Annotated in this window: 8 protein-coding genes; 1 reads left to right on the plus strand and 7 read right to left on the minus strand. The window is 67.0% G+C overall.

The features are described from left to right. On the minus strand, positions 1-1,514 hold a 1,514-nt coding region (locus tag KHY18_RS26385), incomplete at its 3' end, for a CoA-acylating methylmalonate-semialdehyde dehydrogenase (RefSeq protein ID WP_213307276.1). A 161-nt stretch (positions 1,515-1,675) separates the two neighbouring features. Here KHY18_RS26385 and KHY18_RS26390 point away from each other — a divergent pair. Further along, a complete protein-coding gene (locus KHY18_RS26390; RefSeq protein ID WP_213307279.1) occupies positions 1,676-2,578 on the plus strand; it encodes a LysR family transcriptional regulator in 903 nt (300 codons plus the stop codon). A 141-nt stretch (positions 2,579-2,719) separates the two neighbouring features. Here the strand turns inward: KHY18_RS26390 and KHY18_RS26395 are convergent, their stop codons facing one another. The 6 genes from KHY18_RS26395 to KHY18_RS26420 form a co-directional block, all read right to left on the minus strand. Beyond that, positions 2,720-3,706 carry a Bug family tripartite tricarboxylate transporter substrate binding protein gene (locus KHY18_RS26395; protein ID WP_502769421.1) on the minus strand — a complete coding sequence of 329 codons (987 nt, stop codon included), beginning with the start codon at positions 3,704-3,706 and terminating at the stop codon, positions 2,720-2,722. Positions 3,707-3,788: 82 nt separating this feature from the next. Next, entirely contained in the window at positions 3,789-5,105 is a 1,317-nt protein-coding gene (locus KHY18_RS26400; protein ID WP_213307281.1) for an MFS transporter, read from the minus strand. 51 nt (positions 5,106-5,156) lie between these two features. Next, positions 5,157-5,795, minus strand: a complete 639-nt coding sequence (maiA, locus tag KHY18_RS26405) for a maleylacetoacetate isomerase (RefSeq protein WP_213307284.1) — start codon at positions 5,793-5,795, stop codon at positions 5,157-5,159. Positions 5,796-5,800: 5 nt separating this feature from the next. Beyond that, positions 5,801-6,505, minus strand: a complete 705-nt coding sequence (locus KHY18_RS26410; protein WP_213307288.1) for a fumarylacetoacetate hydrolase family protein — start codon at positions 6,503-6,505, stop codon at positions 5,801-5,803. Between the two features lie 40 nt (positions 6,506-6,545). Next, entirely contained in the window at positions 6,546-7,583 is a 1,038-nt protein-coding gene (locus tag KHY18_RS26415) for a cupin domain-containing protein (RefSeq protein ID WP_213307291.1), read from the minus strand. A gap of 21 nt (positions 7,584-7,604) precedes the next feature. Then, positions 7,605-8,142 (minus strand): FAD-dependent monooxygenase (locus KHY18_RS26420; RefSeq protein WP_213307294.1); only part of this gene is annotated, 538 nt, incomplete at its 5' end.

An 8,142-nucleotide genomic window follows, 5' to 3' on the forward strand; every position in this document is an offset into this window, starting at 1 on the left:
TTGATGGTCGTGTTGACGCGCGCGGCCGTGGTGCTGTCGTCGAACCAGCGCGCGGTCACGGTCTTGGTCTGCGTATAGAACAGCACGACTTGCTTGCCGTAGGGGCCCAGATCGCCGAGCTTGGACGCGCGACTGCCGGTGAACGAGAACATGGGCACGGGCACGGGAATCGGCACGTTGATGCCGACCTGGCCCACGTCGATCTCTTCCTGGAACTTGCGCGCCGCGGCGCCCGACTGCGTGAAGATCGCCGTGCCGTTGCCATTGGGGTTGGCATTGATCAGCGCGATCGCGTCGTCGAGCGTGTCGGCGGCCATCAGGCACAGCACGGGGCCGAAGATTTCCTGGTCGTAGATCGCCATGCCGGGCTTGACGCCGCTGAAGATGGTCGGGCCGACGAAATTGCCGTTGGCATAGCCTTCGACGGTGGGCTTGCGGCCGTCGAGCTCGAGCTTGGCACCTTCGGCCTCGCCGCGCGCGATCAGCCCTTCGACGCGCGCCAGCGCCGCGCACGAGACCACAGGGCCGACGTCGGTGCCGGCCTCGACACCCGCGCTCACCTTGAGCGTGCGCGCCTTGGCGACCAGTTCGGGAATCCAGTTCTGCGCTTCGCCCACGAGCACGGCCGTCGACACCGCCATGCAGCGCTGACCGGCCGCGCCAAACGAGGCACCGGCGAGCGCGTTGAGTGTCTGCTCCTTGTTCGCATCGGCCAGCACGATGGCGTGGTTCTTCGCGCCCATCATGCATTGCACGCGCTTGCCGGCCAGGCTCGCGCGGTTGTAGACATGGGTGCCGACCTGGGTCGAGCCGACGAAGCTCACGGCCTTGATGTCGGGGTGGTCGCAAATGGCGTTCACGGCGTCTTCACCGCCGTGAATGACATTGAGCACGCCCGCAGGAAGGCCCGCTTCGACGGCCAGCTCGCACAGGCGCATGGTGACCATGGGGTCCTGCTCCGAAGGCTTGAGCACGAAGGTATTGCCCGTGGCGATCGCCATGGGGAACATCCACAGCGGAATCATCGCCGGGAAGTTGAACGGCGTGATGCCCGCGCACACGCCCAGCGGCTGCAGGATGGAATAGGTGTCGACGCCGTTGGCGACGTTGTTGGCGAGTTCGCCCAGCTGCAGGTTGCCGATGCCGGCCGCATGCTCGACCACTTCGAGGCCGCGGAACACATCGCCTTCGGCGTCGGCCAGCGTCTTGCCTTGTTCGGCCGTGAGCAGCGCCGCGAGCTCGCCCATGTTTTCGCGAATCAGCTGCTGCAGCTTGAGGAAGATGCGCGCGCGGGTGCCGATGGGCGTCTTCTTCCAGGTCGCGAACGCCTTCTTGGCGCTGCTCACGGCCAGGTTGATTTCCTCGGGCGTGGCGAAGGGCACGCGCGCCAGCACCTGCTGGGTCGCGGGGTTGACCACGTTGCGCCATTGGGTGGTGCGCGATTCGACCAGTTGGCCGTCGATCAGCAGTTTGACCGTGGGAGCGAGGACGGCAGCAGCGGTAGGGGCGTTCATGACATTGTCTCCGGTGTAGTTAGAAATTTGCCAGCGATGGACTATGCTAGCTGTGCGAATTTCATGGGGCAATATCAATTTCTGCATTTTCGCTTTGCAAAAATGCACAGCTCGCGCAGGCCGCGCCAGTGCTGGATCGCGCGCATTCATTAAGGGTTTTCATGGACTGGGAACATCTGCGTTACTTTGCCGCCGTGGGCCAGCACGGCAGCCTGTCGGCGGCCGCGCGCGTGCTGCAGGTGGAACACAGCACGGTCGCGCGCCGCATCCAGGCGCTGGAAAAAAGCCTGGGCCAGGCACTGTTCACGCGCGAGAGCGGCGGCCTGCGGCCCAGCGAAGCCGGCCGGGCGCTGCTGCCCGCGGTCGAAGCCATGGCCCAGGCCGCGCGCGGCATAGAGCGCAGCGTGGACCAGGCCGCGACATCGGCCGAAGGCCCGAGCGGCCTGGTGCGCGTGGGCACGACCGAAGGTCTGGGAACCTCCCTGCTCGCGGGCAAGCTCGCCGCATTGACTTGCAGGCATGCGCAGCTGTCGGTCGATCTGCTGGCACTGCCGCGGCTGCTGCACCTGTCGCGGCGCGAAGCCGACATCGTGATTTCGCTCGAACGCCCCAAGCGTGGCGCCGTGGTCGTGACGCGGCTGGCCGACTACGACCTCTATCTCTACGGCGAGCGCGAATACCTCGCGCGCCGCCCGCTGGTGCGCGAAACGGCAGATTTGCGCCACCATGCGTTCGTGCACTATGTCGACGATCTGTTGTTCACCAAGGAGCTGCAGCTGATCGACAGCCTCTACCAGCCGCAGCGCTACGCGTTTCGCAGCACCAGCATCACCGCCCAATACGAAGCCGTGCGCGCGGGCGCGGGCCTGGGCGTGCTGCCCGCATTCCTCGCCGACCGCGATCCGCGCCTGGCGCGCGTGCACCAGCCGCAGGCGCGCTTCACGCGCACGTTCTGGATGTCGATGCCGCAGGAAGGGCAGTCGGTGCCGCGCATCCAGGCCGTGTGGCGCTGGTTGAAGGAGACGTTGAAGGAGGAGGCGCAGCGGCTGCAGCCGCCGCAGTGAACGGTGCGCCTACCCTGGGCTCTGCCCTTCGACTGGCTCATGGCGAACGGATGCTGGCCCGCGTTCGTCCCGAGCCCGCCTGGCCGGCCGGGTCGAAGGATCAACGGCCTGTGCTCCAAGAGGGCGGAGTTCGCTGCGACCTCAATCCAGACTGATGTTCGCCTTCTGGATCAACAGCTTGTACTGCTCGGCCTTGCCCTTGGCGAACTGGTCCATTTGCGGCAAGGGCCAGGTGATGGGCTGGAAGGCGAAAGTCGCGAACTTCTCCTTGACTTCGGGGTCCTGCAGCACGGCGACCACATCGGCGTGGATCCTGTCGCGCACGGCGGGTGCGATGCCCTTGGGCGCAAGCAGGGACACGAAGGAGTTCACATCGAGTTCGGCCGGGCCGCCCGATTCGGCGACCGTGGGCACGTCGGGCAGCTGCGGGTTGCGTTGCGGGCTGGCGACGGCGAGGTAGCGCAGCTTGCCCGCGCGGTAGATGCCCTGGCTGGACGGAATGCTCGCGAAGCTCCAGGCCGGGTCGCCATTGGCGACCGACGTGAACAGCTGGCTGACTTCGCGGTAGGGCACATGGGTCATCTTGCTGCCCGTGAGGTAGTCGAGCCACTCCGCCCCCAGATGGCCTGGGCTGCCCACGCCCCAGGAGCCGTAGCTGATGCGGCCGGGCTCGGCCTTGGCGGCCTTGATCAGGTCGCCCAGATTCTTCCACGGCGACTGCGTGGGCACGGCAATGAAGAACGGCGTGAGAAACAGCGGCGCGACCGCGTCGAAATGCTTGAGCGTGTCGAAGTTGCGCTTGGCGTAGAGGTAGGGCAGGGCCGAGACATGCTCGCTGTCGAGCTGCAGCAGCGTATAGCCGTCGGGCGGGGCGCGGCGCACGGCCTCGATGGCGACGAAGCCGCCGCCGCCGGGGCGATTCTCCACGGTCACGGGCTGCTTCCAGCGCTGGCCCAGCTTCTGGCCCACGAGGCGCAGCACGGCGTCGGGGCCGCTGCCCACGGCAAAGGCCGTGATCACATTGACCTGCTTGGCGGGATAGGGTGCATTTTGTGCCCAGGCGCTGGCGCCCAGGGCCAGCAAGGCGGCACCGACCAGCGCCGGTGGCGCGGACGAGATGGTTTTCAAGTTTGTCTCCTGATGGAAAAGGCCCTGTGTCTCCAGGGCTCGTTGGCCCGCCACCGCATCGCTGCGGCGACGAGGTGAATCGTCAGTGTACGGCTCGTTTCTGCATGAACAGTACACAGACCGCGGCGATCACGGCCGGAATGGCCACGACTTCAAACAGCGTCGCCAGGCTCCAGCCCGCGGTCAGCATGAAGCCGCCGGCCATGGAGCCCAGGATGGAACCGATGCGGCCTATGCCCAGCGCCCAGCTAACGCCCGTGGCGCGGTTCGACGTGGGGTAAAAGCCTGCGGCCAGCGCGTTCGCGCCCACCTGGCCGCCCGAAGCGCAGACGCCCGCGACAAAGACCGCGAGCACCAGCAGCGCCGTCGAGCCCACGCTGTGGCCTATCAGCGCGATGAACAGCGCGCCCACCAGATAGGCGCCGGCCAGCACGCGCTGGGCGTTGAAGCGGTCCATGAGCCGGCCCAGCGCGATCGCGCCCACGGTGCCGCCGACCTGGAACATTGCCGTGACCAGCGAGGCGTCTTCCAGCGAGCGGCCCGTGCTCTTGATCAGCGTAGGCAGCCAGCTCGAAAGCAGGTAAATGATCAACATGCACATGAAGAACATCAGCCACAGCACCAGCGTGCCGCGGCGCAGTTGCGGGTCGAACAGCTGGCGCAGCGGCGAGCCGCTCGCGGGCTTTTCGGTCACCGCGTAGCTGGCATTGCGCAGGTCGGCGTCGGGCGCGATGCGCTGCAGGATGGCCGTGACGCGCGCCGTGGCGCCGCCGCGAATCACCAGATAGCGTGCCGACTCGGGCAGCGCGAAGGCCAGCAGCGGCAGGATCGCCAGCGGCATGATGCCGCCGATCAGCAGCACGGCTTCCCAGCCGAAATGCGCGACGATGTGCGCCGCCGCGATGCCGCCCAGCGCCGAGCCCAGTGTGAAGCCGCAGAACATGGTCGTGACCAGCACGCTGCGGTGCTTGTCGGGCGCGTATTCGGAGCTCAGCGTGATCGAGTTGGGCATGGCGCCGCCCAGGCCCAGGCCGGTCAGAAAGCGCAGCACGACCAGCACCTGCAGCGACGGCGACCAGGCCGAGGCCAGCGAAGCGACGCCGAAGAACGCCACGCAGATCATCAGCGTGGCCTTGCGCCCTATGCGGTCGGCCAGCGGGCCGAAGATCAGCGAGCCCAGCATCAGGCCGAACATGCCCGCGCCGAACACCGGCGCGAGGTGGGCCGGGTCCAGCCCCCAGGCTTCGCGTATCGCGGGGGCGATGAAGCCTATCGACGCGGTGTCGAAGCCGTCGATCGCGACGATGAGGAAACACAGCAGCAACGTGACAATCTGCGTGCGCGAGAAGCGGTGCTGGTTGATGAATTGCTGGACGTCGATCACGTTGGCGGTTGTCATATCTTCTTTTCAATGCCATCGGACGCGGGGCCCGATGGTTGTCTCGGTTTCTCAGGTGGCGTCAGGTTGTTCCAGCGGTGCAGCCTTGGCGAATGCCGGCAGGCGCGCGCAGGCCGCGTCGACGGCGCTGATCAGCGGCCAGGCGCCCATGTCCACGCCGAAGCGGCGTGCGCTTTCGACCTGCGGCACGAGGTAGGCGTCGGCCAGCGTGGGCGCGCCGCCGAAGCAGAAGTCGCCGCGTGCGCTGTCCTGGGCCAGCAGCGCTTCGAAAGCGTCGAAGCCGGCGATGATCCAGGTCGCGCACCAGGCGTTGATCGCGGCTTCGTTGGCGCCGAACTGCTGGCGCAGGTACATCAGAATGCGGCGGTTGTTGATCGGGTGCACGTCGCAGCCGATCAGCGCCGCGAGCGCGCGCACCCGCGCCCGGTCCGCCGCGCCCTGGGGCAGCAGCGCGGGCGTGGGATGCGTTTCCTCCAGCCACTCGATGATGGCCGGCGACTGGGTCAGCACCTGGCCGTCGACATCGAGCGCGGGCACCAGTCCCTGCGGATTGACGGCCTTGAACGCCGCGCCGCTGTTCTCGTCGACGCGCAGGTCGACGGGAATGTAGTCGGCGCTCAGGCCCTTGAGGTTGAGCGCGATGCGCAGCCGGTGCGAAGTGCCGCTGCGAAAGAAACTGTAGAGTTTCATGCGCTTCACTCGGCCGCGCCCACGGTCAGCGCCACGCTGCCCACGCCTTCGACGCTGCCCGCGATCTGGTCGCCGGGCACCACCGCGCCCACGCCTTCAGGGGTGCCGGTATAGATCAGATCGCCGGGTTGCAGGTGGTAGAACAGCGACAGGTCGGCGATGATTTCGCGTATGTCCCAGATCAGCTTGTCGACATTCGACTGCTGCTTGACCTGGCCGTTGACCGACAGTTCGATCGCAGCGCTATCGATCACCACGCCGGGCATGGGCACGATTTCGCTGGCCACCGACGACTGCTCCACGTCCTTGCCCAGGTCCCAGGGCCGACCCTTGTCGCGCGCCACCAGCTGCAGATCGCGCCGCGTCATGTCCAGGCCGCAGGCATAGCCGTAGATGTATTCATGCGCCTGTTCGGCGGCGATGCGGAAACCCGGCTTGCCGATCGCGACCACGAGTTCCATCTCGAAATGGTAGTTGTTGGTCTCGGGCGGATAGGCCACGGTGGCGCCCGACTCGACCAGCGTCGAAGGGGCCTTGGTGAAGTAGAACGGGCGCTCCACGCTCTTGTCGACCGGGCGGCCCATTTCGACGGCGTGCGCATGGTAGTTGCGGCCGACGAAGAACAGGCGATTGATGGGCAGGCGTTGCTCGCTGCCGCGCACCGGCAGGGATTGAACGGCGGGGGGAGTCCAGAGATAGTTGGTGGTCATGACAAAAGTCTTTCGGAAAAAATGAGGGGCGAAGCGGCGTTCAGTCACGCACTTCGTAAACCCCCAGCTTGCGGTGCAGCGGCGCCTCGTCGGCGACGAACAGGAACGCGGCCTGGGTGGTCGACGCATTGCGCAGCGTGATGGGCGCCCAGCCGGGCGCGCAGCAGGTGTCGGATTCGGCGAGGCTGAAATCCTGGTCGAGCACGGCGATCAGCGCACCGCCCTCGATCACATGGAAGACCGTGGCCGGCGAGCGCGCGGGCAACTGCAGGGTCTGGCCCGGGCGCAGCATCAGCGCGTAGAAGCCCAGGATGTTTTCGCAGTCGGCGCCGGTCTCGGGGTTCACATAGGTGACCTGCACGCAGTCGAGCGCGGGCTGGTCGTCGGCCAGCGACACCAGCGCCGCGCGCGCGTCGGCCCAGGGGTAGCGCAGCATCGGGTATTGCCTGCTGCTGCGCTCGAACACCTTGGTCGGGGCGACGCCGCCGCGCGCATAGGCGCGGTCGCCGCGGCCGGGCAGCGTCTGCTGGCGCGGACCGTCGACGTGGTAGGTGGCTTCCATGTAATAGACCAGCGGCAGGTCGAGCACATCGAGCCAGACCACGGGCTGGTCGCCGTCGTGGCCGTGTTCGTGCCACAGGCCCGTGGGTGTGAGGATCAGGTCGCCGCGCAGCATCGGGCATTTCTCGCCGTCCACGGTGCTCCACGCGCCTTCGCCTTCGACCACCATGCGCACGGCATTGGGCGTGTGGCGGTGCGACGGCGCCCATTCGCCGGGCAGCAGCAGCTGCATGCCCAGATAGATGGCCGAGCTGGCCTGCATCTTTTCCAGCGTATGGCCGGGGTTGGCGAGCACCAGCACGCGGCGTTCGGCCTTTTCTATGGGCGTGAGTTCGCCGGCCTGTATCAGCAGCGGACGTATGCTGTCATAGGTCCAGGCAATCGCCTGGGTGCGCGGCCGCGGGGTCTGCGGCGGCATCACGCTGCGCAGGCTGGGCCACAGCGGCACCAGGTTGTTGCGCACCAGTTCGTCGCGGTAATCCTGGGGCAGGTCTTCGAGGCGACCAAGTTCTTCCATTGTCTTTCTCCTGGGATGGGTTCAGTCGGCGAGGCAGTTGTCGACTTTCCAGCCGTACAGCCACTCCATGGCGTCGTAGAAGCGTTCGGGCGTGCGACCTTTCCACAGGTCGTTGCGCACCAGGCGTTCGACGCCCTGGGCGTGGAAAATGCGGCCCATTTCGCGCGCCGACAGCACCACGCGCGCGGTGCGCGCAATGCGCGAGCGTTCGTAGAGCGCGAAGGCCTGGACGAAGTCCTGGTCGCAGGCCTTGAGCGCTTCGCCCAGCGTGACCGCGTCTTCGAGCGCCATGCACGCGCCCTGGGCGATGTATTGCAGCGTGGGGTGGGCCGCGTCGCCCAGCAGCGTCGCGCGGCCGAAGCTCCATTGGCCTATGGGATCGCGGTCGGCCGTGGCCCAGCGCTTCCAGCTCTTGGGCAGGTCGATCAGCTGGTGGGCGCGCGCGCAGCAGCTTTCGTAGTAGCTCTGCACTTCCGCGCGGCTGCCGTCGCGCACGCCCCATTCCTCGTTCTCGCGGCTGTGGAAGGTCACGACCACGTTGTATTGCTCGCCGCCGCGC

It is taken from the genome of Acidovorax sp. CCYZU-2555 (assembly GCF_018413525.1).
In the GTDB taxonomy this organism is placed as follows: Bacteria; Pseudomonadota; Gammaproteobacteria; order Burkholderiales; family Burkholderiaceae_C; genus Comamonas.